Annotated in this window: 24 protein-coding genes; 15 read left to right on the top strand and 9 right to left on the bottom strand. The window is 64.5% G+C overall.

Annotated elements, in window-relative coordinates; all coding sequences use genetic code 11:
• Positions 1-31: 31 nt before the first annotated feature.
• Positions 32-517, bottom strand: a complete 486-nt coding sequence (gene ybaK, locus NF616_RS01635) for a Cys-tRNA(Pro) deacylase (protein WP_252271291.1) — start codon at positions 515-517, stop codon at positions 32-34.
• Between the two features lie 175 nt (positions 518-692).
• On the opposite strand from ybaK, the gene NF616_RS01630 reads away from it, so the two are divergent.
• Together NF616_RS01630 and glpD are read left to right on the top strand one after the other, a co-directional pair.
• Positions 693-1,451: a DeoR/GlpR family DNA-binding transcription regulator gene (locus NF616_RS01630; RefSeq protein ID WP_252271288.1), complete on the top strand. Its 759-nt coding sequence runs from the start codon at positions 693-695 to the stop codon at positions 1,449-1,451.
• Positions 1,452-1,711: 260 nt separating this feature from the next.
• A complete protein-coding gene (glpD, locus tag NF616_RS01625) occupies positions 1,712-3,238 on the top strand; it encodes a glycerol-3-phosphate dehydrogenase (protein ID WP_252271286.1) in 1,527 nt (508 codons plus the stop codon).
• A 290-nt stretch (positions 3,239-3,528) separates the two neighbouring features.
• Here glpD and NF616_RS01620 read toward each other — a convergent pair whose 3' ends face one another.
• The 3 genes from NF616_RS01620 to NF616_RS01610 all read right to left on the bottom strand — a co-directional run bounded on the left by NF616_RS01620 (position 3,529) and on the right by NF616_RS01610 (position 7,051).
• Positions 3,529-4,551 carry an alpha/beta fold hydrolase gene (locus NF616_RS01620; protein WP_252271285.1) on the bottom strand — a complete coding sequence of 341 codons (1,023 nt, stop codon included), beginning with the start codon at positions 4,549-4,551 and terminating at the stop codon, positions 3,529-3,531.
• A 170-nt stretch (positions 4,552-4,721) separates the two neighbouring features.
• Entirely contained in the window at positions 4,722-6,335 is a 1,614-nt protein-coding gene (locus tag NF616_RS01615) for an ATP-binding protein (protein WP_252271284.1), read from the bottom strand.
• On the bottom strand, positions 6,332-7,051 hold the full coding sequence (locus NF616_RS01610) for a response regulator (protein ID WP_252271281.1): 720 nt from the start codon (positions 7,049-7,051) through the stop codon (positions 6,332-6,334). Before NF616_RS01610 ends, NF616_RS01615 begins: the two co-directional genes overlap by 4 nt.
• Before the next feature lie 642 nt (positions 7,052-7,693).
• On the opposite strand from NF616_RS01610, the gene NF616_RS01605 reads away from it, so the two are divergent.
• The 4 genes from NF616_RS01605 (at position 7,694) to NF616_RS01590 (ending at position 14,739) form a co-directional block, all read left to right on the top strand.
• A complete protein-coding gene (locus NF616_RS01605; protein WP_252271276.1) occupies positions 7,694-10,573 on the top strand; it encodes a ribonucleoside-diphosphate reductase subunit alpha in 2,880 nt (959 codons plus the stop codon).
• A gap of 325 nt (positions 10,574-10,898) precedes the next feature.
• A complete protein-coding gene (locus tag NF616_RS01600; protein WP_252271275.1) occupies positions 10,899-12,143 on the top strand; it encodes a ribonucleotide-diphosphate reductase subunit beta in 1,245 nt (414 codons plus the stop codon).
• Positions 12,144-12,263: 120 nt separating this feature from the next.
• The gene (locus NF616_RS01595; RefSeq protein ID WP_252271274.1) at positions 12,264-13,289 is read left to right on the top strand and encodes a hypothetical protein; all 1,026 of its coding nucleotides are present in this window, start codon (positions 12,264-12,266) and stop codon (positions 13,287-13,289) included.
• Positions 13,290-14,205: 916 nt separating this feature from the next.
• Entirely contained in the window at positions 14,206-14,739 is a 534-nt protein-coding gene (locus NF616_RS01590) for an REP-associated tyrosine transposase (RefSeq protein ID WP_252271273.1), read from the top strand.
• A gap of 208 nt (positions 14,740-14,947) precedes the next feature.
• On the opposite strand, the gene NF616_RS01585 is transcribed toward NF616_RS01590, so the two are convergent.
• Positions 14,948-15,676 (bottom strand): substrate-binding periplasmic protein, encoded by a 729-nt coding sequence (locus NF616_RS01585; protein WP_252271272.1) that lies wholly within the window; start codon positions 15,674-15,676, stop codon positions 14,948-14,950.
• A 631-nt stretch (positions 15,677-16,307) separates the two neighbouring features.
• Here NF616_RS01585 and NF616_RS01580 point away from each other — a divergent pair.
• The 5 genes from NF616_RS01580 to NF616_RS01560 all read left to right on the top strand — a co-directional run bounded on the left by NF616_RS01580 (position 16,308) and on the right by NF616_RS01560 (position 21,415).
• Positions 16,308-17,204 (top strand): crotonase/enoyl-CoA hydratase family protein, encoded by an 897-nt coding sequence (locus NF616_RS01580; RefSeq protein ID WP_252271271.1) that lies wholly within the window; start codon positions 16,308-16,310, stop codon positions 17,202-17,204.
• Positions 17,205-17,336: 132 nt separating this feature from the next.
• Positions 17,337-18,029: a GNAT family N-acetyltransferase gene (locus NF616_RS01575; RefSeq protein WP_252271270.1), complete on the top strand. Its 693-nt coding sequence runs from the start codon at positions 17,337-17,339 to the stop codon at positions 18,027-18,029.
• Positions 18,030-18,156: 127 nt separating this feature from the next.
• Positions 18,157-18,597 (top strand): DUF2846 domain-containing protein, encoded by a 441-nt coding sequence (locus tag NF616_RS01570; RefSeq protein WP_252271269.1) that lies wholly within the window; start codon positions 18,157-18,159, stop codon positions 18,595-18,597.
• An 80-nt stretch (positions 18,598-18,677) separates the two neighbouring features.
• Positions 18,678-19,295 (top strand): hypothetical protein, encoded by a 618-nt coding sequence (locus NF616_RS01565; protein ID WP_252271268.1) that lies wholly within the window; start codon positions 18,678-18,680, stop codon positions 19,293-19,295.
• A gap of 104 nt (positions 19,296-19,399) precedes the next feature.
• Entirely contained in the window at positions 19,400-21,415 is a 2,016-nt protein-coding gene (locus NF616_RS01560; protein ID WP_252271267.1) for a peptidase U32 family protein, read from the top strand.
• A gap of 191 nt (positions 21,416-21,606) precedes the next feature.
• Here NF616_RS01560 and NF616_RS01555 read toward each other — a convergent pair whose 3' ends face one another.
• Positions 21,607-22,095: a DUF2938 domain-containing protein gene (locus NF616_RS01555; protein WP_252271266.1), complete on the bottom strand. Its 489-nt coding sequence runs from the start codon at positions 22,093-22,095 to the stop codon at positions 21,607-21,609.
• Between the two features lie 73 nt (positions 22,096-22,168).
• Here NF616_RS01555 and NF616_RS01550 point away from each other — a divergent pair, with 73 nt between their 5' ends.
• Complete coding sequence (locus NF616_RS01550; protein ID WP_252271265.1) at positions 22,169-22,603, top strand: helix-turn-helix domain-containing protein; 435 nt, start codon at positions 22,169-22,171, stop codon at positions 22,601-22,603.
• On the opposite strand, the gene NF616_RS01545 is transcribed toward NF616_RS01550, so the two are convergent.
• Positions 22,600-22,890 (bottom strand): putative quinol monooxygenase, encoded by a 291-nt coding sequence (locus NF616_RS01545; RefSeq protein ID WP_252271264.1) that lies wholly within the window; start codon positions 22,888-22,890, stop codon positions 22,600-22,602. The genes NF616_RS01550 and NF616_RS01545 overlap by 4 nt on opposite strands.
• Positions 22,891-23,043: 153 nt before the next feature.
• On the opposite strand from NF616_RS01545, the gene mdaB reads away from it, so the two are divergent.
• Positions 23,044-23,631, top strand: coding sequence for an NADPH:quinone oxidoreductase MdaB (gene mdaB, locus NF616_RS01540; protein ID WP_252271263.1), 588 nt, complete (start codon positions 23,044-23,046; stop codon positions 23,629-23,631).
• A 97-nt stretch (positions 23,632-23,728) separates the two neighbouring features.
• Entirely contained in the window at positions 23,729-24,340 is a 612-nt protein-coding gene (locus NF616_RS01535) for a hypothetical protein (RefSeq protein ID WP_252271262.1), read from the top strand.
• Here the strand turns inward: NF616_RS01535 and NF616_RS01530 are convergent.
• A complete protein-coding gene (locus NF616_RS01530) occupies positions 24,310-25,158 on the bottom strand; it encodes a CAP domain-containing protein (protein ID WP_252271261.1) in 849 nt (282 codons plus the stop codon). The genes NF616_RS01535 and NF616_RS01530 overlap by 31 nt on opposite strands.
• Positions 25,159-25,278: 120 nt before the next feature.
• Between NF616_RS01530 and NF616_RS01525 the strand changes: the two genes are divergently transcribed.
• A complete protein-coding gene (locus NF616_RS01525; RefSeq protein ID WP_252271260.1) occupies positions 25,279-26,103 on the top strand; it encodes a class I SAM-dependent methyltransferase in 825 nt (274 codons plus the stop codon).
• A 110-nt stretch (positions 26,104-26,213) separates the two neighbouring features.
• On the opposite strand, the gene NF616_RS01520 is transcribed toward NF616_RS01525, so the two are convergent.
• The gene (locus tag NF616_RS01520) at positions 26,214-26,669 is read right to left on the bottom strand and encodes a hypothetical protein (protein WP_252271259.1); all 456 of its coding nucleotides are present in this window, start codon (positions 26,667-26,669) and stop codon (positions 26,214-26,216) included.
• Positions 26,670-26,799: the final 130 nt, after the last annotated feature.

The following is a 26,799-nucleotide window of genomic DNA, read 5'->3' as shown; positions in this document are numbered from 1 at the left end:
GCGCGTTTTCCTTGTTGTTATGCGGGCGGGGTCATTCCCTGCCGATGGCGGTGCGCCCTATGGCGGCGAAGCTGCCCTGGGTGTGCTGGGCCAGGACCTCGGCCGCCAGCTCCACTTCCAGGCCGCGGCGGCCGGCGCTGACATGGATGGTCGGGTGCTGGCGTGCGGATTCGTCGATGAAGGTGCGCAGGCGCTTCTTCTGCCCCAGGGGGCTGATACCGCCGACCAGGTAGCCGGTGCTGCGCTGGGCCTGCTGCGGGTCGGCCATGTCGGCCTTCTTCGCCCCGGCAGCGTGGGCCAGGGCCTTGAGGTCGAGCGTGCCGACCACCGGCACCACGGCCACCAGCAGCTCGCCCTTCTCGGTGGTGGCGAGCAGCGTCTTGAACACCCGGGCCGGGTCCAGATTGAGCTTATCCGCAGCCTCCAGACCGTAGGACGGCGCCTTGGGGTCGTGCTGGTAGCTGAGCACCTTGTGTTCGGCCTTGGCCTTCTTCAACAGATCGATGGCAGGAGTCATGTTCGAATGTGAAAATCCCTGACGGAAGCGCGTACCTTAGCGGAAAAAATCGCCGCGAGCAGTTTTTAACGTCACGCCGCGGCGGCCGGCAAGCGGCCCGGCCGGATCGGCGCCACGACAGTCGCCAGTCGGCAACGCCCCGCTATAATCCGCCGGCCCATAAAAAGGAAAGCCCATGAGCCTCCCGCCCCGCCAGCAGAGCATCCTCGAACGCGCCCGCGAGCGCGGCTACGTCAGCATCGACGAGCTGGCCCAGGCCTTCGCCGTCACCCCGCAGACCATCCGCCGCGACATCAACCAGCTGGCCGAGCAGGGCCTGCTGCGGCGCACCCACGGCGGCGCGGCCAGCGAGGCTTCGAGCATCCAGAACACCGCCTATGCCATGCGCGCCGGGCAGATGCGCGACGAGAAACAGCGCATTGCCGAGACTATCGCCGCCAGCATTCCCGACTACGCCTCGCTGTTCATCAGCATCGGCACCACCACCGAAGCCATCGCCCGCGCCCTGCTCGGCCACAAGCATCTCAAGGTGATCACCAACAACCTGCACGTGGCCGCCACCCTGGCGGACAAGGCCGACTTCGAGGTGCTGGTGGCCGGCGGCAGCGTGCGCAGCGACGGCGGCGTGGTCGGCCAGGCAGCAGCCGACTTCATCCAGCAGTTCAAGGTCGACTTCGCCGTGATGGGCATCAGCGGCATCGACGAGGACGGCAGCCTGCTCGATTTCGACTACCAGGAAGTGCGGGTTTCCCAGGCCATCATCGACAACGCCCGCCAGGTGCTGCTGGCCGCCGACTCCAGCAAGTTCGGCCGCAATGCAGTGGTGCGCCTGGGCTCCATCGCCCTGGTCGACCACATCTACACCGACGCCCCACCCGCCCCCGGCCTGGCCCGTCTGCTGGCCGAGCAGAAGATCCAGCTGCACGTCGTCTGATTCCGCAACGCGCGTCTTGGCGCTGGTAGCCCGGATGCAATCCGGGTCCTGATTCGCCTGCTTCCCGGATTGCATCCGGGCTACGCCTGAGCGCCGCGCCGCGCCGCGCCCCGCTGGATCGCGCCCCGGACTGCGTGCGGCCCTTTCCCCTTTCTGATGACCGGACCGCCCATGGGGTGGCGGAAGCGATCACGCTCGGCTAGCATATTTTCGAATTCGAACATCATAACGTTCACATTACAACGAAACGGTGCCTTGCCATGCCGCTCACCCAGACGCCTCCCCTCGCCGAAATCTATGACCTGGCCGTGGTCGGCGGCGGCATCAACGGTGTCGGCATCGCCGCCGACGCCGCCGGCCGCGGGCTCTCGGTGTTCCTTTGCGAACGCGACGACCTGGCCCAGCACACCTCGTCGGCCAGCAGCAAACTGATTCATGGCGGCCTGCGCTATCTCGAACACTACGAGTTCCGCCTGGTGCGCGAGGCACTCGCCGAGCGCGAGGTGCTGCTGGCCAAGGCACCGCACATCGTCAAGCCGATGCGTTTCGTCCTGCCGCACCGCCCGCACCTGCGTCCGGCCTGGATGATCCGCGCCGGCCTGTTCCTCTACGACCATCTGGGCAAGCGCGAGAAGCTGCCGGGCTCGCACGGCGTGCGCTTCGGCATCGGCAGTCCGCTCAAGCCCGAGATGACACGCGGCTTCGAATACTCCGACTGCTGGGTGGACGATGCGCGCCTGGTGGTGCTCAACGCCATGGCCGCCCGCGAGCGCCACGCGCATATCCACACCCGCACCCGCTGCGTCAGCGCGCGGCGCAGCAAGGGCCTGTGGCACCTGCACCTGGAGCGCGCCGACGGCAGCCTGTTCTCGATCCGCGCCCGCGCGCTGGTCAACGCCGCCGGCCCCTGGGTGGCGCGCTTCCTCCAGGACGATCTGAAGCAGAAGACGCCCTACGGCATCCGCCTGATCCAGGGCAGCCACATCGTCGTGCCGCGCCTGCACGACGCCGACCACGCCTACATCCTGCAGAACGAAGACCAGCGCATCGTCTTCGTCATCCCCTGGCTGGACCGCTTCAGCCTGATCGGCACCACCGACCGCGAGTACCAGGGCGACCCGGCCCAGGTGCGCATCAGCGAGGAAGAGACCGACTACGTGCTGCAGGTGGTCAACGCCCACTTCAAGCAGCAGCTGTCGCGCGACGACATCCTGCACACCTATTCCGGCGTGCGTCCGCTGTGCGACGACGAGTCCGACCAGCCCTCGGCGATCACCCGCGACTACACCCTGTCGCTGTCCGGCACGCCGGGCGAGGCTCCGCTGCTGTCGGTGTTCGGCGGCAAGCTGACCACCTACCGCAAGCTGGCCGAGTCGGCCATGGAGTTGCTGGCGCCGAGCTTCCCCCACCTGTGCCCGGCGTGGACCGCCAAGGCGCCGCTGCCCGGCGGCGAGAACATGGACAGCCGCGATGCGCTGGTGGACAAGCTGATCGCCCGCTTCGGCTGGCTCGACCGCGAGCTGGCCCGGCGCTGGGCCAGCACCTACGGCAGCCGCACCTGGCAGCTGCTGGACGGCGTGCAGCGACAGAGCCAACTGGGCGACCACCTGGGCGCCGGCCTCTACACCCGCGAGGTGGATTACCTGCGCCGCGAGGAATGGGCAATGGAGGCGGACGACATCCTCTGGCGCCGCACCAAGCTCGGCCTGTTTATGACGCCGGGCCAGCAGGCGCGCCTGCGCGACTACCTGAGCGATCACCCGCAGGCGTTGCCGGCCAGCGCCTGACGCCCAGCCGTGCGGGTGGGCGTGCGACATCCATGGAGTGCCACTGTGCCGCTTGGTTGGCGGGCGACATGCGGAGTGCCACGGTGCGCGCGGCGCACCCTACTGGGTTCGCGGGTATCGATGGTGCGGTGGAAAGACCTGCGCCCGATGGGCGGGAAAGTACGGACATGTGGGGCGGCATGGTGCGCATGGCGCACCCTACATGCATGATCCAGTAGGGTGCGCCGCGCGCACCTAGCTCAGCACACCTAACTCAGCAAACCTGCTCCAGCCCACACCCTTCGCGCCGACTAGAGCGGCTGCTCCCCTGCTCCCTCCATCTGCTGCGCCAGCTGCTGCTCGCCCTCCAGACGATGGGCGCGCAGGTGCGGCAGCACGGCGGCCAGCAGCGGTTCCTTGTAGGCCGACTGGAAGCGATGGGCCAGGCCCGGGATCAGCCGCAGCTCGCTACCCTTTATATGGGCGGCCACGTGCACGCCATGCATCACCGGCAGCAGAGGATCGGCGGTGCCGTGTACCACCAGGGTCGGCACCTTCAGGCGGTTGAGCAGCTCCACCCGGCTCGGCTCGGCCAGTATCGCCAGGATCTGCCGCTGCACACCCAGGGGATTGAACGCGCGGTCGTAGCTGAGCTCCGCCTCGGCCAGCAGCTGCGCGCGGTCCACGGCCAGGCTGGGGTTGCCGAGGGCGGCCAGCAGATCGGCCTGCTGCTCGATGGCACCGGCACGGTCCGGTGCCTCGCGCCGCGCCAGCTGGTGCAGCAGACGCGGGTCCGGCGCCGGCAGGCCCGGCGCGCTGGAGCTGGTCATCACCAGTGTCAGGCTCTCCACCCGCCGCGGCGCCAGGTCCGCCATGTGCTGGGCGATCATCCCGCCCATGCTGGCGCCGAGCACGTGGAACTGGCGGATGCCGAGCGTATCCATCAGGCCCAGCGCGTCGCCGGCCATGTCACGCAACGTATAAGGAGCGCTGGCGCCCAGGCCGAGCTGGTAGCTGAGCAGTTCGTAGCTCATGTTCACCGACGGCGCCTCGCCGCTCCAGGCGGAGAGACCGACGTCGCGATTGTCGAAGCGGATCACCCGAAAGCCCTGCTCGCACAGGCTGGCGACCACCTCGTCCGGCCAGTGGATCAGTTGGCCACCGAGGCCCATCACCAGCAGCAGGGCCGGGTCGTCGGTGCGACCGATGCTCTGGTAGGCCAGGCGCACCTCGCCCAGATCCGCCGTGGCGGTCGGCACCTGAACGTCGCATCGATTCGCCGCCATAGACGGCATGCCGCACACGAGCGCGGCGAGGAAGAGAAAAACTCGCATCGCAATATCCGAAAAACGCAAAACCCCAGTGGTACGCGAGTCTGCGGACATTCGTTCGCGGGCGCTGCCACAACTCGATGACAATTTGATGAAGGGCGCCGAACGGTTGTGACCCGTCGGCTCGTTGCCGCTTCGCCTGTGCCGACTCGCCAGGTTTCGACCGGCGAACCTCAGCCGACGTTCGACTCTTGTCGCCGCGGCCAGACCAGGCTGAAGCGCGCCCCGCCCAGCTGCTCGCTGCGGCCGATGTGCGCCCGGCCGGCGTGCCAGTAGATGATGCGACGCACGATGGACAGGCCCAGGCCGTGGCCGCCCGAGGCGCGGGTGCGGCTGTCGTCCAGGCGCAGGAAGGGCGTGAAGATGCGCTCCCAGGCTTCTTCGGGCACGCCGGGGCCGTCGTCCTCCACGTCCACCCGGCAGCGCTCCGGGCCAATGCTGTAGGTCAGACGCACCCGCGACTCGGCGTGGCGCATGGCGTTGCTCACCAGGTTCTGCAGGGCCCGGTGCAGATAGCGCGGCTCGGCCTCGACCAGCACGCCGCCATCCGGTGCGTCGCGGCACTGGCCGCGCTCGACGCGGATGGCCGCGCGCAGCGGCGCCAGCTCGCCGATCACCTGATCGAGCAGCGCGCGCAGGTCCACCCGCTGGTAGATCAGCTCCGGCGAGCCCTGCTCCAGGCGGGCGTAGACCAGCATCTCGTCGACCAGCTTGTCGAGTTCCTGGATGTCGCCGTCCATGCCTTCCATGTACTTGTGCCGCGCCTCGTCGCTGCCGGCATCGCCGATCATCTCCAGGCCGAAGCGCAGACGCGCCACCGGCGTGCGCAGCTCGTGGGACACGGCGCGGACCATCTCGCGCTGCACGTTGAGCAGGCGCTGCAGTTGCTCGGCCATGGCATTGAAGGTGGCGGCCAGGCGCCCCACCGAGTCGGCGCTCTGGGTGGGCGCGCGGGCATCCAGGCGGCCGCTGGCCAGTTTGACGGCGACGTTCTCCAGCGCCTGCAGGCGACGCTCCAGGCGGCGCACCAGCAGATAAAGGATGAGCCCGGTGAGCGTCAGGCCGAGCACGCCGATCAGCACGAGCAACTCGGTGGGATAGGGGTTCATCTGGTAGATCGGGCCGACCTCCAGCACCCAGGGCGTGCCGACCATGCCGGCGATCACCCGGATCGAGTCGCCGCCCTTGCCCAGGGCCAGCACGGTGTCGCCCTCGTCCACCCGGCGCTGCTGGTCCTCGTCCAGGTCGACCTTCTCCAATGTGACCAGGCGCAGGTCGAAGCCGAACCGCTTCTCCTCCTTGAGCGCTGCCAGCCGCTTGGGCTGCTCGACGATGGGGTAGCGCACCAGCTCGTCCATCAGCAGGAACACGGTGGCGCGCGCCAGCTGCTCGCTGATCTGCTCCACTCCTGTGGTCAGCACCAGCCGCTCCTCGGCGCTGACCAGCGCGTAGACCTGCGCCGCATGCGGGCCGGTCTGCTCGACCAGCACCTGGCCGCGCAGCAGGCGGCCCTGGGTGCGGCCGTCCAGCCTGCCGGCGGCCAGGTCCTGCAGCTCCAGCGACACCCCGAGCAGGCGGCTCCAGGTGGCCAGGGCGCGGCGCCGGTCCACCTCTTCCATCGGTTGCAGGTTGTCCGCCATCAGGCGGAAGGTGCCGCGCGCCAGTTGCTCGCGGTACTGGTCGCTGCGCACCTCGTTGGTCAGCTGCAGGGCGCCGACGCCGAGCAGTGCAACCAACACCAGGGCGGCGATGATGCCGCCGTAGATGCGCAGGAAGATGCTGTTCATTGCAGGGCGCTGGCGGCCTCGGCGACGAACAGGTAGCCCTTGCTGCGCACCGTCTTGATCAGGCGCGGGTGCATCGGGTCGTCGCCGATCTTCGGGCGGATGCGCGAGATGCGCACGTCGATGGAACGGTCCTGGCCGTCGTACTCGATGCCGCGCAGGGCGGTGAAGATCTCCTCGCGGGACAGGATACGCCCGGCGTTGGCCGCCAGCAGCCAGAGCAGGTCGAACTCGGCGCTGGTCAGCTCGATGCTCGCATCGCGCAGCCAGGCCTCGCGCAGGGCGCTGTCGATCACCAGAGGGCCGAATTCCAGGCGGCGCTGGCTCTCGTTCGGCACCTCGCCGCCCTCGCTGCGCCGCAACAGGGCACGAATGCGCGCCAGCAGCACGCGCGGGCGCACCGGTTTGCACACGTAGTCGTCGGCGCCCATCTCCAGGCCCAGCACCTCGTCCATGTCGTCGGTGCGCGCGGTGAGCATCAGGATCGGGCCCGGGTACTGGCCACGCACCTTGCGGCAGATGGAGAGACCGTCCTCGCCCGGCAGCATCAGATCCAGCACCACCAGGTCCGGCTGCTCCTTGAGAATACGCGCCGCGGCGAGGGCACCATCCGATTCGATTGCCACCTGCAGGCCATTGCTCTGCAGGTATTCCTGGGTCAGCTCCGCCAACCGCTGATCGTCCTCGACGATCAGGATCTGCCAGGCCTCTTGTTCCACGACTTCTCTCCAGCGGAAGCGCCATAGGTGGCGGCATTGTAACAACCGAAACCGGTTAGCACAGCGCATGCCAGAAACACTACATATTGTGTTAGCGTCGCGGCGTCACGCGCGCTCGAAAGCCCTCGCCAGGGTCGACGAACGGTAGGAGCCAGGCGGTTCGCGGGCTGCGCCGCGTTGCGGTGAAAAGACCCACAATTCACCCACAAGTTATCCACAGAAACAGCCTCGTCGCGTCCCTTGCAAAGGCCCGGATAGCGCATTATCTTGTACCCCCATCGCGCCTCACCCCAACATGTAGTGGGTCATTCGAGGCCAGGGACACTAAAAAGAAAGAATGCAGAGGGGCCCGATCCACGCGCTACCGTTAGCATTTCAGCTCAGCCGCCACCGCCGCGACTGAAGACAGCACGGACCGCGCGACACCCTTCCCCTGCATTCACAGATCGACCGCGAAGTCGCGGATCTCGACCACTACAGGTTGTGGTCGTGTCAAGCGTCTTCCGCAGCCAGGACGGCCCCAGCCTGCCCTGTACTGCCGTTTCCCGATGTCTGGCCGGACCGCCGGATATCGCGACGTTTTGCAATGGAATGAACACAAGGCACCCCCGGTGTCCAAACCAATTACAAGTGGAGAAACTCATGCATACCGATACCACTCGCGAGAACCCGCAGGCCGTGGCGCCGCAGGCAGCCGAATCCAGTCAGGATCTGGCCGCCACCGCCCCGGGCCAGCTGCGTGTGATCAAGCGCAACGGTACCGTCGTCCCCTACACCGACGACAAGATCACCGTCGCCATCACCAAGGCGTTCCTCGCAGTGGAAGGCGGCAATGCCGCCGCCTCGTCGCGTATCCATGAAACCGTCGCGCGCCTGACCGAGCAGGTCACCGCCACCTTCAAGCGCCGCATGCCGTCCGGCGGCACCATCCACATCGAAGAGATCCAGGACCAGGTCGAACTGTCGCTGATGCGCGCCGGCGAGCAGAAGGTCGCCCGCGACTACGTGATCTACCGCGAAGCCCGCGCCAACGAGCGCAAGAGCAGCAGCGCTGATGTCGCCCAGCCGCACCCGAGCATCCGCGTCACCAAGGCCGACGGCAGTGTGCAGCCGCTGGACATGGGCCGCCTGCAGACCATCATCCGCGAGGCCTGCGAAGGCCTGGCCGAAGTCGACGGCTCGCTGATCGAAGCCGAGACCCTGAAGAACCTGTACGACGGCGTGGCCGAGAAGGACGTCAACACCGCCCTGGTGATGACCGCCCGTACCCTGGTCGAGCGCGAGCCGAACTACTCCTACGTCACCGCCCGCCTGCTGATGGACAACATCCGCGCCGAGGCCCTGAGCTTCCTCGATATCGCCAGCAGCGCCACTCACCACGAGATGGCCGACCTCTACGCCAAGGCCCTGCCGGCGTACGTGGAAAAAGGCAGCGAGTTCGAGCTGATCGACTCCAAGCTCAAGCAGTACGACCTGGAGAAACTGGGCCGCGCCATCAACCACGAGCGCGACCAGCAGTTCACCTACCTGGGCCTGCAGACCCTGTACGACCGCTACTTCATTCACAAGGACGGCATCCGCTTCGAACTGCCGCAGGTATTCTTCATGCGCGTGGCCATGGGCCTGGCCATCGAAGAGCCGCAGAAGGAAGAGCGCGCCATCGAGTTCTACAACCTGCTGTCCTCGTTCGACTACATGGCGTCGACCCCGACCCTGTTCAACGCCGGCACCCTGCGTCCGCAGCTGTCCTCGTGCTACCTGACCACCGTGCCGGACGACCTGTCGGGCATCTACCAGGCCATCCACGACAACGCCATGCTGTCCAAATTCGCCGGCGGCCTGGGCAACGACTGGACCCCGGTGCGCGCGCTGGGCTCCTACATCAAGGGCACCAACGGCAAATCCCAGGGCGTCGTGCCCTTCCTGAAAGTGGTCAACGACACCGCCGTGGCCGTGAACCAGGGTGGCAAGCGCAAGGGCGCCGTCTGCGCCTACCTGGAAACCTGGCACCTGGACATCGAGGAATTCCTCGAGCTGCGCAAGAACACCGGTGACGACCGCCGCCGCACCCACGACATGAACACCGCGAACTGGATTCCGGACCTGTTCATGAAGCGCGTGTTCGACGACGGCCAGTGGACCCTGTTCTCCCCGTCCGAAGTACCGGACCTGCACGACCTGACCGGCAAGGCCTTCGAAGAGCGCTACGAGTACTACGAAGCCCTGACCCAGTACGGCAAGATCAAGGTCTTCAAGACCATCGCCGCCAAGGACCTGTGGCGCAAGATGCTGTCCATGCTGTTCGAAACCGGCCACCCGTGGCTGACCTTCAAGGACCCGTGCAACCTGCGCAGCCCGCAGCAGCACGTGGGCGTGGTCCATAGCTCCAACCTGTGCACCGAGATCACCCTGAACACCAACAAGGACGAGATCGCGGTCTGCAACCTGGGCTCGATCAACCTAGTCAACCACATCGTCGACGGCAAGCTGGACGTCGAGAAGCTCGGCCGCACCGTGAAGACCGCCGTGCGCATGCTCGATAACGTCATCGACATCAACTACTACTCGGTACCGCAGGCGCGCAACTCCAACCTCAAGCACCGTCCGGTCGGCCTCGGCCTGATGGGCTTCCAGGACGCCCTGTACCTGCAGCACATCGCCTACGGCTCGGACGCGGCCATCGAGTTCGCCGACAAGTCCATGGAAGCGATCAGCTACTACGCGATCCAGGCTTCCTGTGACCTGGCCGACGAGCGCGGCAGCTACTCCACCTTCGACGGCTCGCTGTGGTCCAAGGGCATCCTGCCGCTGGATTCCCAGCAGATCCTCATCGAGGCCCGTGGCCAGAAGTACATCGACGTCGACCTGTCCGAGTCGCTGGACTGGGCCCCGATCCGCGAGCGCGTGAAGAAAGGCATCCGTAACTCCAACATCATGGCCATCGCGCCGACCGCGACCATCTCCAACATCATTGGCGTGTCGCAGTCGATCGAACCGACCTACCAGAACCTGTACGTGAAATCGAACCTCTCCGGCGAGTTCACCGTGATCAACCCCTACCTGGTTCGCGACCTGAAGAACCGCGGCCTGTGGGACAGCGTCATGGTCAACGACCTGAAGTACTACGACGGCTCCGTACAGCAGATCGAGCGCATCCCGCAGGACCTCAAGGACCTGTACGCCACCGCGTTCGAAGTGGAAACCAAGTGGATCGTCGACGCGGCCAGCCGCCGCCAGAAGTGGATCGACCAGGCCCAGTCGCTGAACCTGTACATCGCCGGCGCCTCGGGCAAGAAGCTGGACGTGACCTACCGCATGGCCTGGTTCCGTGGCCTGAAAACCACCTACTACCTCCGTGCCCTGGCCGCCACCAGCACCGAGAAGTCCACCATCAACACCGGCAAGCTCAACGCCGTGTCCAGCGGTGCGATCGACGAGGGCAACTTCGCCGCACCGGCCGGTCCGGCGCCAGTGCCGAAGGCGTGCTCCATCGACAACCCCGACTGCGAAGCTTGCCAATAAGGGAAGGCGCGCGAATCTGAGCGGCGCCCGCGTTGTTGCCCGGCAGGTCCGCCCCCATCACGTGCACCAGCACGCTCAGGGGCTCGAACCTGCCAGGCGCCTAGCGCTCACTCGCTCAGCTTCGCGCTCGCATCGAGTGGCCTGGTAAAGCCACAAGCCACTCAGACGGCTGTTTCCCTCTCCCCTCGCCCGCCACGCGGGCCTGGGCGTCACCTCGGTGACACGATCAACCCTTGCGTGCAGATCGCAACGGACATAATCAGAACGACTGAACATTCATACTGGCCGCCACGCCGCGGTCATGAGAACCAAGCAGGAGACCACCATGCTCAGCTGGGACGAATTCGATAAGGAAGACGCCGCCGAAGCGGCCGCCAAGCCCGCCGCTCCCGTAGTCGGCACCACCATCGACAAACTGGACGACGAAGCCGCCGGCTCCGTGGAAGACGCCCGCGCCGTATCGGCCGACGACTCCGACGCCGTCGCCCGCGCCAAAAAGGCCCTGAACGACCTGGACATCCAGGAAGGCCTGGACGATCTGGAAGGCGCCAGCGCCCGCGTACACGTCGGCGACAAGCAGATGATCAACGCCCGCGCCGATCTCAACCAGCTCGTACCCTTCAAGTACGACTGGGCCTGGCAGAAGTATCTGGATGGTTGCGCCAACCACTGGATGCCGCAGGAAGTGAACATGAACGCCGACATCGCTCTGTGGAAGAGCAAGGACGGCCTCAGCGACGACGAGCGCCGCATCGTCATGCGCAACCTCGGCTTCTTCTCCACCGCCGACAGCCTGGTTGCCAACAACCTGGTGCTGGCCGTGTACCGCCTGATCACCAACCCCGAGTGCCGCCAGTACATCCTGCGCCAGGCCTTCGAGGAAGCGATCCACACCCACGCCTACCAGTACTGCATCGAGTCGCTGGGCATGGATGAAGGCGAGATCTTCAACATGTACCACGAGATCCCGAGCGTCGCGAAGAAGGCCTCCTGGGGCCTCAAGTACACCCGCTCGATCTCCGACCCGCAGTTCCAGACCGGCACCCCGGAGACGGACCGCCAGTTCCTGCGCAACCTGATTGCCTACTACTGCGTGCTGGAAGGCATCTTCTTCTACTGCGGCTTCACCCAGATCCTCTCCATGGGCCGCCGCAACAAGATGACCGGCACCGCCGAGCAGTTCCAGTACATCCTGCGCGACGAGTCCATGCACCTGAACTTCGGTATCGACGTGATCAACCAGATCAAGATCGAGAACCCGCATCTGTGGGACGCCCAGATGAAGGACGAAGCGACCCAGATGATCCTGCAGGGCACCCAGCTGGAGATCGAATACGCGCGTGACACCATGCCGCGCGGCGTACTGGGCATGAACGCGGCCATGATGGAGGACTACCTCAAGTTCATCGCCAACCGCCGCCTGACCCAGATCGGCCTGAAAGAGGAATACCCGGGCACCAGCAACCCCTTCCCGTGGATGAGCGAGATCATGGACCTGAAGAAGGAGAAGAACTTCTTCGAGACTCGTGTGATCGAGTACCAGACGGGTGGTGCGTTGAGCTGGGATTAAGCAACAATTACCTTAGTTTCTCTAAGCAACAATGCATGAATAACAAAAAGCCCCGTATCTCGGGGCTTTTTTGTTCCAGTTGACCTCATACATCTCCTGAACCGATTATCGGAGTAGTGCATGACCAACTTTCAGACAGATATTCGTGAATACAAATCCATTACTGAGATCGAATCAATAGATGGTTTCATTCCAAACGAGCCATTTGAGAAATCCGAATACGAAAGCATCATCGGCGACTATCACCTCACTCATACAGTGAAGTGCTGTCTACTAAAGGTGAATTCCGCCTGCGCAAAAGAGCACAACTACGGTTTTGTCATTCGCTTAAAAAATGGCCGAGCCACCATAATTGGAAACTCCTGCGCAAACGCAAACTTTGATGCAGCCACAACGCTTCAAAAAGACATGCGCACCTTTAATGCCGCAAAAATTAGAAAGCAAAAACTTGAACTAATTAGAAGCTCAACCCTAGCAGAGGGTGAGTTTTACAAAATTCTAGAAACTGCAGATCTAGCACTCAGAAAAATCCAGATTACCGTTTCAACCATCTCAAGAGATATCGGAAGCGAAACTGCTCGCAAGCTCCGTGAAATGGCGTCGACCCAAAATAACGCAGTACAAATATCTCTATCAAAAACCAAAATATCACTTAACAAAGAGACCAAGAAAGAAGAGAAAGAAACAACAAAATTCAACGCAACAATTGGCCACATTTCAGGCTATCAAATTTTCAACCCATCATACTGGAGCACATTACAGACAAGCATGAAAAAGCTGCAAGAATCACTCATCGCAGCAAAGGCTATTGTAGAAAACCCAGAGTCCTTTTCTAACGCCAAAATCTCCTCCATATCTTTAAAACTAAACGAAAAAGCAAATCTAGAGCAACTAAATCATAAGCTCTCGGAAGAACTACAGGCATTCGAGAGCAACAATCATCTACTACTGAGTTATCTAACCGAAAGCAAGTCAGAGAAAATAAACTCTGCGCAATATCACTTGAAACAAGAGGGGAAGCTTTCAGGAAAGAACCAGGCGAAACATCTCCTAGAAACCTTCGAAGCCGAGATTAAAGCAAAATACAACGCAGACCGAATCACCCCCATGAGTTCCATATACGGCAAAAGCAAAGCGTTTGGATAACACTAAAGCTAAGGGGCACCTTCACCATATCTGCGACCATAACTTTTGATTTCGCCCTTACGGCGAGTTACTTTCTCTTGCGTGCCCAAGAGAAAGTAACCAAAGAGAAGGGCACCCCGGCATCCGGGTTTCGCTGCGCGAAACTTCCCTCCCTCCGGTGCCGCTCCGGGGGCCGGCTTACAAGGGCCGTCCCTGGCCCTTTAAGCCTCTCGCCGCATCCATGCGGCTCGTCCCCCTGCGCAACACCTCCACTCGGCCTTCTGACGGGGCCTCGCGCTCCGAGTTGCCTGATGGTTTCTCTGAGCGCTGCGCGCCCTAATGAGTTCGCAGGAATTGCTTTCGTAGGGTGGTCTCGCCGCAGGCAGCCCACCACACCGGAACGGTGTAATGCCCTTCGGGCGAGTACACCCTACCCGCCTCCACCAAGCCGTCAGGCAACGCCAAACGCCCCTTCAGGAGGGTGAGCGGAATCGTTGTGTAGAGGGATGAGCCGCATGGATGCGGCGAAAGGCTTAAAGGGCCATGGATGGCTCTTGTAAGCCGACCCTCGGAGCGACGATGTAGCGAACGAACCCGGAGCGAAGCGCAGGGCCGGATGGCGGGGCAAGCGTTTTTGGTTACTTTTTCCGCGACTGGAAAAAGTGACCCGCCCAGCAGGGCGGAACTGATGCCGCAGCCAACACGAAAACAAGCAGCGGCACGAAAAGCTCCAGCAGCGAAGATTTGATCGTTCCCACGCTCCGCGTGGGAATGCAGCCCTCGACGCTCTGCGTCCACCTGAGCTACTTCGCACACTCAACCTCGTAGCGACGCGGAGCGTCACGGGCTAGGCTCCCACGCGGAGCGTGGGAGCCATCAGTCCGGGAAGGAGAGAGGCTGGCACGCATATCAGCCAACCGATTCACGGACGAATCCCATGGGCCGCAGCCGCTACGTCATTATTGATCCCGCACAGCCGCACTTCCTCACCTGTACGGTCATAGAGTGGCTGCCGCTGTTCACCCGCCCTGCCCTGGTCGACATTCTGTTCGACTGCTGGCGCTACCAGCAGGCTAACCAAGGGCTAAAGCTGTACGGCTATGTGGTACTGGAAAACCATCTGCACTACCTCGCCCAAGCTCCCGACCTGGCCAGATGCGTCAGCAGCTTCAAGTCCTACACCGCCCGCCAGATGCTCGATCATCTGGAACAACGCGGCGCGGACTCCACACTGCAGCGTCTGAGCTTTGCCAAACGCGCGCACAAGCAGGATCGGGAGCATCAACTCTGGCAGGAAGGCAGCCATGCCGAGCTGGTCTGCAGCGCTGAGGTCATGAGGCAGAAGCTCGATTACATCCACATGAATCCGGTATGGCGCGGCTATGTGGATTTGCCTGAGCACTGGCGCTACTCCAGTGCCCGCAACTATCTGGGGCAGCCGGGGCTGATCGAAGTAGACCGCTGGATGTGAGTGGACGCGGAGCGTCGAGGGCGGCATTCCCACGCGGAGCGTGGGAACGATCAACTGGGGAGGCAACTCTGGATTCTTGTGAAAGCGGACTCGAACTTTCAGGCAACGCCAAACGCCCCTTCAGGAGGGTGAGCGGAATCGATCGCTCCCACGCTGCGAGCAGGAAAGACCGTTTGCAAAGCGCGCCGGTCCGTGAAACCCGACGCGGCTATGGCAGCTGCATATCCTCGCCATCGGCCTGCATCCGATCAAACACCTCATCCAGCCGCTGCAACAGCAGCGGCGCGTTGGCGCTTTTGCGGGAAACGATCAGGCGAATGGGCAGACTCTCGACGGTGACATACGGCAACGGGGGCCGCCCTGCCTCCTCGAGCAGTTGTTCGATCGGCAGTTGGTAGTCCAGCAGATAGTCGCCGCGCTGGCGGCGAAGCAGCTCCAGCGCCGACGCGCGATGATGGGTACGCAGCTGAATGATCTCGCGATCCGGATCGAGCAGCAGCTCACGTGTATGCGGCCAGTAGCTGTAGCCGCTGAGCATGATCATGACCTTGCCGGCCAGGTCTTCCGGCACTCTGGGCGCGGGGGTGTCGGGGCGGTGATACAGGTTGAGCCTGACTTCGGCCAGCGGCCGGTCCGACTCCAGGACGTGGCCCCTGAGCTCCTGCTTGTTGGGTGCTCCGGCCCACAGGTCGACACGCCCCTCACGCAGCTCGTTGTATAGCCGCGCGATAGGCATGCTGCGGAACTCTGCCGTATAGCCACCGCGCTGCAGCATGCGCGTCAGCAGATCGCGCAGCGGGCCCTCCGTGCGACCGTCAGGGGTGGTGTAGATGGACGGCGGGAAATCGTAGTAACCCACGGTCACCAAGGGCAGATCGGCACGACAAAAGCCGCTGAGCAAAGCAAGCAGCAGCACTGAACATCTGAGTATCAACATACGTCCCGCGCTTTGTTGTAGGTCTTGTTTTCAGGGGAGTATCGAACAGGTACTTCAACAACCTGCCCCCGCTGGTGCGAGCAGCGAGCATTTTTGATCCTCCCACAAGTCGCCGGAGCCGGCTACTCGATGGAATGCACCAGCACTCTTGCGCGCCAGACTCCAGCACCTGGCAAGCGAATGCCATCCTCCACCCAGCCTTCTACGAAACAGCCCCCATGATGAGCGACTGCGGCTTCTTGATTCGCGCCCGCGCTACCTGACTGCCGCCGCCATTCGTCCTGGGCCACCGCTACTAGCGGATCACCAGCGATCTTATTCGCCGGCGTTGCGCTGCCCGCAGTGAGCTACGCCACAGGCCAGGCGCACCGGGAAATGCTGGAGGCGTCACTCTTCACGCGGGAGCCCAGCATGCTGCGAAAGGTGGGTTACTACCGAGCGAGATACCCGCTCGCCACCCCTGGAAATACTCGCCGATTCACCACACGAAGCGTCGGAACGGGCGGTACCTCGACGCTGCCCCACGTGCTATATCAGATCGGCCATCGCGCGCTGCCAGCCGAGAGCGCCTGTCATCCCTCACGCAACGCAGTCGCGCCCGCCCGCGAGCCGAACGACAAGGACCTAGCAGATGAACTACTCCACGCTGGATTGGCAGGTCGACAACGGCCTGCTGAAGCTGACCCTCAACCGCCCCGAGCAGATGAACGCCTTCACCGTCGAAATGGCTAACGAGCTGGAGCACGCCTTCAACCGTGCCAGTCTGGATGACGAGGTGCGCGTCATCCTGGTGACGGGCGCGGGCCGCGCGTTCTGCGCGGGCATGGATCTGTCGAAGGAAGGCAACGTCTTCGGCCTGGATGAATCTCTCTCCCCCAGCCTCGCCGACCTACACGAGCGCTTCGCTGCCCCGGAAATCCATGACGGCGTGCGCGACACAGGAGGCCGGGTGACCCTCGCCATCCAGGCCTGCCGCAAACCGATGGTGGCAGCCATCAACGGCGCCGCGGTCGGCATCGGCGCGACCATGACCCTAGCCATGGACTTTCGCCTGGCCTCGGAAAAGGCCCGCTTCGGCTTCGTGTTCGGCCGCCTGGGCATCGTTCCCGAGGCCTGTTCGAGCTGGTTCCTGCCGCGCATCGTCGGCCTGCAGCAGGCGCTGGAATGGGTCTATACCGCCGACATCTTCGATGCCCAGGAAGCCCTGCGCGGCCGCCTGGTGCGCTCGGTTCACTCGCCGGAAAGCCTGCTGGAAGAAGCAGAAGCCTTCGCCCGCCGCCTGGTACAGGATCGCTCGCCAGCCGCCATCGCCCTCAGCCGCCAGATGCTCTATCGCAACAGCGCGCAGGCGCACCCACTGGAGGCGCACCGTATCGAATCGCTGGCGATGTTCTACACCAGCATCGGCGACGGCAAGGAAGGCGTGGCCGCCTTTCGCGAGAAACGCCCCGCGCAGTTCAGCGGCAAGGCCTCCCGCCTACCGGCCTTCTATGACGAGTGGACGGCTGGCCCGGCGCAACAGGAATAGCAGATCGTGCGGAAACCACCGCGCACCCTGCCGTGCCGGCATTTCCAGGCAGCGCCTGCGGCTGATTGATGAGGCGGCGGTACAATGCCGTCCTATCGATTCCCCAGCGGCATGCCCCGGAGCCCTCTTCCGATGTTCACCCTCACCCACCTCACCACCCCGCCACCCGAGTCGCTGAAGAGCCAGGTGCTGCAGATGGTGGTCGACCATTTCAGCGACATCAGCCCCGCCCCGCTGACGCCCAGCAACCCGCTGTACCAGCTGTACCAGTACGTCATCGGCTTCGAGGTGCACCTGTATCTGCAGGCCATGGGCGGCGAGGAAGGCGGCGGTGCGCGGTTGATCCTCGCCCTCGATGACCAGGACCCGTCCCGCGTGCTGGGTTTCGCCCTGTACCTGCCGAGCCCGGACGATGCCGAGGCCTGCACCCTGGTCTATCTGGCGGTACAGGCCGACCGTCGTCGCCATGGCATCGCCCGCGCCATGCTGCAGCAGATGCTGACGCTCCACCCGCACGCCGCGCTGGCCTGCGTAGCGAGCCGGGTGCCGACCTTCGAGACCCTGGGCTTCCGGGTGCTGGGCGCGCGTGGCCCGCAGGTGCTGATGAACACCCGCGACCACGCCTCGGACGGCCTGGTCGCGGTGCAGGACCTGGCGCCGATCTTCCAGTCCAAGGAAGTCCGGCAGATCCACAGCTATCTGGTCAAGAAACACGGCGAGAAGGCCCTGCGCGACGCCGAGAAACAGCGCGACCGCCTGCTCGACCAGCTGGCCCGCCAGGCCGAGGCGGTGGTCGAGGAACGTCGCAGCGCGCGCCTGCACTGAGCGGCCGGTCTGCCGACCCTGCGGTCAGCCTTTGCGCTTGCATTGCGAGTGTGCGCCGTTAAGGTAGCGCCTGCTGGCACATTGATAGCGTGCCGGTCATTACCAACACTCAGGAACGAGTAAATCCATGTCCAAGAAAATGATGTGTGCAGCGGCGCTCGGCGTGGCGCTGCTGTCGGGCTGTGCATCCGTACCGATGGAATCCTCCGAGAAGGATCAAGCGCTCAAGGCCTTCCCCACACCGCCCCAGGACCAGGCCGGCCTCTACATCTTCCGCGACTCGTCGCTCGGCCCGGTGCTGAAGAAGACGGTCAAGGTCGACGGCGAAGTGATCGGCGAAACGGCGATCAACACCTACTTCTACCGCACCGTCACCCCGGGCGAGCACGTGCTGGCGACCGAGTCCGAATTCGGCGACAACACCCTCACCCTGAATGCCGAAGCCGGCAAGAACCACTTCGTGCGCCAGTACATCAAGTTCGGCGTGTTCGTCGGTGGCGCCAACCTGGAGCAGGTCTCCGAAGCCGAAGGCCGCAAGGGCGTGTCGGAAACCGAGCTGGCGCAGTAAGCGCACAAGCGACTTTCGCGCTTCGCCATGGCCTGGAGCTTCGGCCGTCCGAACTCCAGGCCCATCGACAAGGATGCCCGATGCCCCCGCCCCGTCAGCTCATGAGGATCGCCCTGGTCCTGCTGTTCAAGCTCCTGCTACTAGCGCTCATTGCGCCCTTCATCGTGCTGTCGAGCTTCGTATTCGTTTCCCCCTTTCTCAAGCTGGGATTCAGCTGGCCGCCGTTCCTCATGGCGAGCGCGGCGTGGATCGCCTGCAGTGCCCTGATCGCCTATCGTCGGCGCGACTGGGGCCCCGTCGCCATGAGCCTCGCGACCATCGCCACCGCCGGCGTCATCTATCTGCATGGCCCGGCAACACTGGGCAACGGCGCCCAATGGGTACTCGCCGCCTTCGCGGTGCCGGCGGCGATCAGCTTCGTCTACCGCAACCGGTTCACGGAGCCGATGCTGGTGTTCCCGGCGCTGATCGTCCTGAGCGCCATCCTGACCGATATTTTCTTCCCCGCCGCGCTGCTGTTATGGGCCCACTTCGCCGCCGACTATCCGCTGGGCCTGAAGGATGTCGTGACCACCCTCGAGAGCCTGGGCAGCCTGCTCGTCGTGGCGCCCACCGCCCTGCTCTATTGGCTCGGCAAGCACGGCTACGCGCCCTGGATGGATCGGCTACGGATGCTGTGGCCACGCCGCCCGACGTAGGCACAATCGACCGGGCGCGGACCGCTAGGCACCTCGGGGTGCCACCCTCCCCTCACCCCGCTACAATGCGCGCCTTGCCGTGCCACGCCTAAAGAAGAAACACCATGTCCCTGCCCAAGAACCATCTGGAACTGCTCAGCCCTGCCCGCGATGTGACCATCGCCCGGGAGGCCATCCTGCATGGAGCCGATGCCATCTATATCGGCGGGCCGAGCTTCGGCGCGCGGCACAATGCCTGCAACGAGGTCAGCGATATTGCCGAGCTGGTGAAGTTCGCCCGCCGCTATCACGCGCGGGTGTTCACCACCCTCAACACCATCTTCCACGACGACGAGCTGGAGCAGGTGCGCACGCTGATCCACCAGCTCTACGACGCCGGCGTCGATGCGCTGATCGTGCAGGACATGGGTGTGATGGAGCTGGATATTCCGCCGATCGAGCTGCATGCCAGCACCCAGACCGATATCCGCACCCTGGACCGGGCCAAGTTCCTCGACCAGGCCGGTTTCTCCCAGCTGGTGCTGGCGCGCGAGCTGAACCTGCAGGAAATCCGCGCCATCGCCGATGCCACCGACGCCTCCATCGAGTTCTTCATCCACGGCGCGCTGTGCGTAGCTTTCTCCGGCCAGTGCAACATCTCCCACGCGCAGACCGGGCGCAGCGCCAACCGTGGCGACTGCTCACAGGCCTGCCGCCTGCCGTACACCCTGAAGGACGACCAGGGCCGCGTGGTGGCCTTCGAGAAGCACCTGCTGTCGATGAAGGACAACAACCAGAGCGCCAACCTGCGTGCCCTGGTCGAGGCCGGCGTGCGCTCGTTCAAGATCGAGGGGCGCTACAAGGACATGGGCTACGTGAAGAACATCACCGCCCACTACCGCAAGGAACTCGACGCCATCCTCGAAGACCGCCCAGACCTGGCCCGCGCCTCCAGCGGCCGCACCGCGCACTTCTTCCTGCCCGATCCGGACAAGACTTTCCACCGCGGCAGCACCGACTACTTCGTCACCGACCGCAAGGTCGACATCGGCGCCTTCGACTCGCCGACCTTCACCGGTCTGGCTGTCGGCAATGTGGAAAAGGTCAACAAGCGCGACCTGATCGCCGTCACCCACGAGCCACTGTCCAACGGCGACGGCCTCAACGTGCTGGTCAAGCGCGAGGTGGTGGGCTTCCGCGCCAACATCGCCGAGCTGAAGAATGAATTCGAGGAAGACGGCGAGAAGCGCTACCGCTACCGCGTCGAGCCCAACGAGATGCCCGAGGGCCTGTTCCGCCTGCGCCCCAACCATCCGCTCTCGCGCAACCTCGACCACAACTGGCAGCAGGCGCTGCTCAAAACCTCCGCCGAGCGCCGCATCGGCGTGAGCTGGAAGGCCGAGCTGCGCGAGGAAAATCTCAAGCTGACCGCCACCAGCGAGGAAGGTATCAGCGCCCAGGCGGAGCTGCCCGGCCCGTTCGGCGTGGCGCAAAAGCCTGCGCAGGCGCTCGACGGCCTGCGCGACCTGCTGACCCAGCTCGGCACCACCGAATACCACGCGCTGGACGTGGCGCTGGATGCCCCGCAGGCATTCTTCGTGCCCAACTCGCAGCTCAAGGCGCTGCGTCGCGAGGCCATCGAGAAGCTCACCGAGGCGCGCGTCGCCGCCCACCCGCGCGGCAGCCGCAAGGCCGAGACCAGCCCGCCGCCGGTGTACCCGGAATCACACCTGAGTTTCCTGGCCAACGTCTACAACCAGAAGGCCCGCGACTTCTACCACCGCCACGGTGTGCAGCTGATCGACGCAGCCTACGAGGCCCACGAGGAAGAAGGCGAAGTGCCGGTGATGATCACCAAGCACTGCCTGCGCTTCTCCTTCAACCTCTGCCCCAAGCAGGCCAAGGGCGTCACCGGCGTGCGCACCAAAGTCGCGCCGATGCAGCTGATCCAGGGCGACGAGGTGCTGACCCTGAAGTTCGACTGCAAGCCGTGCGAGATGCACATCATCGGCAAGATGAAGGGCCATATCCTCAATCAGCCGCAACCGGGCAGCGCGGCCCACAGCAAGCTGGTCGCCAGCATCAGCCCGGAAGACCTGCTGAAGACCATCCGCAACAAGCCGACCGGCTACAGCCACTAGACCGCGGCAGCCCGGATGCAATCGGGGCTACAACTGAGCCATTAGCCCGCCCATCAGCGGTAGCCCGGATGCAATCCGGGAAATGCTCTGCCCCGGATTGCATCCGGGCTACGACAGCCAGCTCCCGCGCCGCGCGGCATCTGGCGTAGGGAGGGTCACGCTTCATCGACCCACCAGGCACAACACCTGCGCTAGAACAGCACCAGCACCCAGCCCGTCAGGTACAGGCCCAAGCCGAATACCAGGTGGGTGAGCAGCGCCCTCAAGCGAACCTGCCAAGGGTTCGCCGTGCGCACCGCGGCGATGCCCATGCCGAACGCCGGCTGCATCAGCAGCAGCGGCGCCGCCACGGTAAGCGCACCGAACGCCAGCGCCGGCCATAGCGTCGGCCGCCGCAGCCATTCGCCGCCCACAACTGCCAGGAACGCCCCGGCGAAGGCCAGCCCGGTCACATAGTGAAAGGCCCAGCCCATCGCCCGCTCGCCGCGTACCGACGGCGCCTTGCCGATGGCCGCATGGTGAAACTGGCCGTGACGCATATGCCCCAGCCAACGCCCGACCAGCCCATAGTCCAGCGCGGGCACGCCGAAGAAGCGTTTGCGCGCCAGCGCCCACAGGTCCATCACCAGCGTCGCGCCAATACCCAGAACGATTGCCTGCACGATCATCTCGACTGCCATACCCACCTCCATCTACCCTGTCTGAAAGCCTGCAAAGCAAGGCTGCCAGTTGAAGTCGACTTGAGGTCAAGCGATGAAAGAGATGGATATCGGCAAGGTCGCACGCTGGTCCGGCTTGCCGGCCTCGACCCTGCGCTACTACGAGGAAAAGGGACTGATCCGCTCCATCGGCCGCAATGGCTTGAAGCGGGTGTTCGGCGAGTCGGTGCTGCAGCGTCTGTTGCTGATCGCCCTGGGCCGCACGGCCGGGTTCTCGCTGGACGATATCGCCGAGATGCTGGCGGCCGAGAACGGCCCGGCCATCGACCGGCAGTTACTGGAAGACAAGGCCGATCAGCTGGACCTGACGATCAGGCGGCTGTCCGCCATTCGCGATGGCCTGCGTCACGCCGCAGTCTGCCCGGCCGAGAATCACCTGGCCTGCCCCAAGTTCCAGCGCCTGATGGGCATCGCTGCCAAGCAGGCGGCGAAGAGCAAGCACGCGCCCACGCCGCCGGAGAAAAGTTAGGCGCTGAGCATCTCGATCTCGCGGATCTCGAAGTCGCGGCGCAGGTAGTCCATGCGCCGCTCGCTGAACTCGCGCATATGCGGCAGGGCCGTGTGCTCGGCGAAGGCCTCTCGCGATGCCCACACCTCGAAGAAGATGAACAGCGTTGGATCGGCCGCATCGCGTAGCATGTGGTACTGCACGCAGCCGGCCTCGGCGCGGCTGGGCTCGACATAGGCGCGGAACAGCCGCTCGAAGGCTTCGGCCTGCTCGGGTTGGGTATGGGCGTGAAGGATGAAGCCGTACATGGTGCGCTCCTGGGCGAGTGATGGGCACACCCTAGCGCAAGAGCGCCCTCGGTATTTTTGACTTTCCAGCAACAATCATTTGCCCGGGAGCGGCTGTTTCCAGCGGGAGCGCCTGCGTAATCTGCCGGCCATTCGATATGCCCGGAGGCTCCCATGAAAAAGATCCTGCTCCTCAACGGCGGCAAGCAGTTCGCCCATTCCGACGGCCGCTACAACGCCACCCTGCACGACGCCGCCGTGGCCTACCTCGACCGCGCCGGCTTCGACGTGAAGACCACCTTCATCGACGCCGGCTACGACGCCGAAGAGGAAGTGCAGAAGATCCTCTGGGCCGACGTGGTGATCTACCAGATGCCCGGCTGGTGGATGGGCGCGCCCTGGACCGTGAAGAAATACCTCGACGAGGTGTTCACCGCCGGCCACGGCAGCCTCTACGCCAACGACGGCCGCACCCGTTCGGACGCCTCGCAGAAATACGGCAGCGGCGGCCTGATCCACGGCAAGCAGTACATGCTGTCGCTGACCTGGAACGCCCCGCAACAGGCCTTCGACGACCCCACCGACTTCTTCGAGGCCGAGGGCGTGGACGCGGTGTACTTCCCCTTCCACAAGGCCAACCAGTTCCTCGGCATGACCGGCCTGCCGACCTTCCTCTGCACCGACGTGATGAAGATGCCGAACATCGAGCGCGACGTAGCGCGCTACGAGCAGCATCTGGCCGAGGTGTTTAAGACCGCCTGAGCCTGTATGAGCAGCGCCTATTCAGGGCGCTGCTCCGCTTCACGCCCCGTACCGCGTTGCGATAGCCTTGCCGCCACCTACCCGCAAGGACGCTCTCATGTCGCAGGAACTGCAGCCCCATCCTCTCGCCAAGCCCATTCGCCGCCTGACCATTGCCGTGTGGGTAACGGCTGCTGCGCTGATCTTCAGCACAGTGGCGCCGTACGTCGTCATGCTGTTCCCACAGTTCTACGCCGCTCAGATGACAAGAATTGAAGAGTCACTCGACAAGCAGCTAGGTAACGCGGAGCTCAGCGTAAGTACCAAACCCGTCGCTGAGAAACAAAAATTCAGCACCATCCCGGAAGGACAGTTCCATGCCATGTCATTGGACGAACGGATCAAACACGCCAGCGCGATAGCACTGACTCGTATTGAAATGACCGACGATGGCAAGCAGCGCCAGGTTATCCAGGAATTTCTGAAAAAGGCCCCTGGCGTAACTGTCTACAACGAGGTCGGCAGCGAGTTCCAGAGCCGCTATGTCAGCGGCGATGACATGGACTACGGCGACGGTGCCATCGTCTTCTTTCTAGGCTCACCAGCCCGCGCAACCTCCTGGTCCTACTTCCGTGGCGACCGCGTCGATAGCCTCGAAGGCATCCCTCTCGCTCTGCTGCGCGAAAAGTGCAAACAGGCTCAGGGCGAACCGAACACCGCCGTCCAGTAGATGCCCGCGTCGCTCTTCGGGTCCACTGCGTAGGCGGCGCCCAGTTCGCTGAATTGCGGGCCCATCAGGTTGGCGCAGTGGCCGGGGCTGGCCAGCCAGCCGGCGACCACCTTCTGCGCAGTGTCCAGGCCGGCGGCGATGTTCTCGCCGATGTTCAGGCCCGCGTAGCCGGCCAGTTCGGCGCGGTCGCCCGGTGTGCGGCCGTCGCGGTCGCGGTGATCGAAGAAGTTGCCGTTGGCCATGGCGCGGCTGTGCGCCTCGGCCGTACCGGCCAGGGTGGCGTTCCAGGCCAGCGGCGCGGCGGCGGCGAAGGCCTTGTCGCCGCACTGGCGAGCCTGGCCGCGGGCCACGTTGATCTCCTGCATCAGCTTGTTGCCCTCGGCCTGCCAGTCACCCAGGCGCCCGCCGAGCAGCGGCCGCGCCAGCACGATGCGCCAGTCGCGGTCGGCGCGGCTCACGCCGACATCGACGAACTGCGGGTCTAGCAGCACCTGGCAGAAACTCTCCTGCAGCGCCTGCATGGCCGCCGTCGCGTCACGCGGGCCGGACAGGCTGATCGCCTGCACGTTGACCATGGGGTAGCCGGCGCGCGCCAGGGAATCCTGCAGGTCGGCGCTGCCGCTGGCCGGCAGCACCAGGCGGATGTCGGCGGTCAGCGGCGGCAATTCGGGCGAGGCCTGTTCCGCGCACCGCTGCACCTGGCTGCGATAGGCGTTGATCGACTCGATCAGCTCGGCTTCGTCGGCGGCCTGCGCGGTGGCGGCGAACAGGCCGAGCGCGAGAAGAGCGGAGCGCAGTAAGGTCGGCGTCGATTGCATTGGAGTCCCCCCTGGTTCTTGTGGCCCCATCATGCCGCGTCTGGCGGCGGCAGGAAATGCCGGGCTTGCCGGCTGAAGACCCGCGAGGCTACCGTCTCGTTCCCGCAACGGAGTGCCGCCATGGATGAATCCTTCGAGCTGAACAGGGCCAACTGGGACGACCGCGCCGATCTTCACGCCGCCTCGCCGGACTACCAGGCCGAGATCTTCGTCGCCGCCCCCGACCACCTCTCCGCCGTGGTGCGCTTCGACCAACCGCGCCTGGGCGACATCGCCGGACTGCGCGCCGTGCACCTGCAGTGCCATATCGGCACCGACACGCTGTCGCTGGCGCGCCTGGGTGCGCGGATGACCGGCCTGGACTTCTCCGGCGCCTCGCTGGCCCAAGCGCGCCGGCTGGCGCAGCGCTGCGACGTGGCCATCGAGTACGTGGAGTCGCCGGTCTACGACGCCGCCGAGGCGCTCGCGTCGGGCGGCTTCGACCTGGTCTACACCGGCATCGGCGCGCTGAACTGGCTGCCACGCATCGACGACTGGGCGCGCAATGTCGCCGCCCTGCTCAAGCCGGGCGGGCGCCTGTTCCTGCGTGAGGGCCATCCGTTGCTGTTCGCCCTGGACGAGGAGCGCCGCGACGAGCTGGTGATCCGCCACCCCTACTTCGAGCACGCGCAACCGATGGTCTGGGACGACGACAGCACCTACGTGCAGACCGAACGGACGCTGACGGCCACCATCACCCACGAGTGGAATCACGGGCTCGGCGAGATCGTCTCCGCCCTGTTGCGCCATGGGATGGAGATCGCCGCGCTGGAAGAGCACGACTGCATTCCCTGGGAGGCCCTGCCCGGCCAGATGGAGGTGGGCGACGACGAGGAGTGGCGCCTGCGCAGCGGGCGCGAGCGAGTGCCGCTGAGTTATACGCTGCAGGCGAGGAAACCGGTTTAAGGCCCCCTGAATAAGGGCCAGACAACGCTGCGCAGCTACGAGCGGCAAATGAGCAGCCGATGCCGCTTTAACGCGGTCTGGCCGACGGTCAGGAGAGCCTGAACAGCTTTTCAGACGTAGATGCTGATGCCGCCCTTCTCCTGCAGCCAGTCGCGGTAAGCGGCCAGCGAGTCGGTCTGCTTGTCGCCGTTGCTGCCGGAGAAACGGGTGCTCTCGGCCAGGCCCGAGTCCAGCAGCTTCTCCACCTGCGGCAGCAGCCGTGCCGCTTCGTCGCGATCCAGGCGGGAGACGTCCGGCAGCGCGATCTTGCCACTGGCGCTGTGGCTCTCTTCGCTCGGCGCGGTGTGCTGGCTAGCCAGCGATACCTGGCCGCCGCCGTTGAGGGCGCGCAGCAGGCCGCCCTCGCTGCGGGCGATCATCTGCCGGGCCAGGCTGCGCAGCTCCGCGATGGGGTCCTTGGTGCTCTCGGCGGGCTTTTCCTGACTGCTGCCCGAGGCGGCCGGGGTGGCCTTGCCGGCACTGGCGAGATAGCTGGCCAGCGGCGATTGGGTGTTGATGGTGGTCATGGCGGTTCCCTGCTGAGTCCGTTGCCCCCGTTCGTTTGCAGAATGCGGGCCAGACCGCCGAAAGGCCCGTGGTTGGCGGGGTCAGCTATTTCCTAGAGGGTTCGGGCAGGAAAGACCTTGCCGGCCGGGG

The organism is Pseudomonas subflava (assembly GCF_023823685.1).
Taxonomy (GTDB): domain Bacteria; phylum Pseudomonadota; class Gammaproteobacteria; order Pseudomonadales; family Pseudomonadaceae; genus Aquipseudomonas; species Aquipseudomonas subflava.
Note: the sequence above shows the minus strand (reverse complement) of the source record. Positions and strands in the feature narration are given on the sequence as shown.